The sequence below is a fragment of the Nocardia paucivorans NBRC 100373 genome (assembly GCF_000308675.1).
GTDB classification, from domain to species: Bacteria; Actinomycetota; Actinomycetes; order Mycobacteriales; family Mycobacteriaceae; genus Nocardia; species Nocardia paucivorans.
In genome coordinates, this window is sequence record NZ_BAGE01000091.1 from 1 (window position 1) to 822 (window position 822).

Annotated in this window: 2 protein-coding genes; both read right to left on the reverse strand. The window is 64.5% G+C overall.

Going from position 1 to position 822, the window contains the following annotated elements; translation table 11 throughout:
* Positions 1–317: recombinase family protein (locus tag ON32_RS23395; RefSeq protein ID WP_040793178.1), on the reverse strand; the 317-nt coding region annotated here is incomplete at its 3' end.
* A gap of 181 nt (positions 318–498) precedes the next feature.
* A partial coding sequence (locus ON32_RS23400; RefSeq protein WP_040793179.1) for a tetratricopeptide repeat protein occupies positions 499–822 on the reverse strand: 324 nt, incomplete at its 5' end.

Below are 822 nucleotides of genomic sequence, written 5' to 3' on the forward strand. Positions count from 1 at the left end.
ACAGCAGCGGGTTCGCCATGGGGGGAGTCCTCGCCGGTGAACGTCAGCGATTCCTTGACGAACGTCACCTCCACGCTCTTGCGGGTCGGGATACGGACGAGGCGACGCAGGTCGGCGAGGTTGCGGGCCAGGCGGTTCATGGAGTGCACGATCGCCTCGTCGCCCTCGCGGACGAAAGCGAGCAACTCGTCGAGCTTCGGTCGGGTGGTGTCCTTGCCGGAGGCGGTGTCGACGAAGGTCTTTTCCACGTCGATGCCGTCGAGGTGGCGGGCGGTGTTTTGGTCGAGTGCGCTCATCCGGATGTAGCCGACCCGCATCTTCGAAATCCCTTCCCGCCGGCGGACTGTCGATCTGGACTCGGGGAGTCCGATGGCAAGGGTCGAATAATTCGAAACTGGACTCTGTTTCGACGCTTTTCGTCTCGGAGACCGCTGTCTATTTGGGGTGTGCTCAATCCGGGCGCCTCGCATGAGGCGAGGGGAAGCGCCGAGCGGCGGTTCAGTGAGAAGTCTGCCGCCTTCGCGCAGCCGCGAGATTGTCACGGACTACAGCGGTATCAGGGTGGTCGGGGCCCAGGATCTGCTCGGCGGCGGTGAGGGTTCGTTCGTAGAGTTCGATCGCTTCGGTGAGCCGACCCGCCGAGTCGTAGGCGCCGGCGAGGTTGTTGCGGGAGGTCAGGGTGTCGGGGTGTTCGTCGCCGAGGATGCGTTCCCGGTGGGTGAGGTTTTGTTCGTAGAGTTCGATCGCTTCGGTGAGCCGGCCGGCCGAGTGATAGGCGGCGGCGAGGTTGTTGCGGGAGGTCAGGGTGTCGGGGTGTTCGTC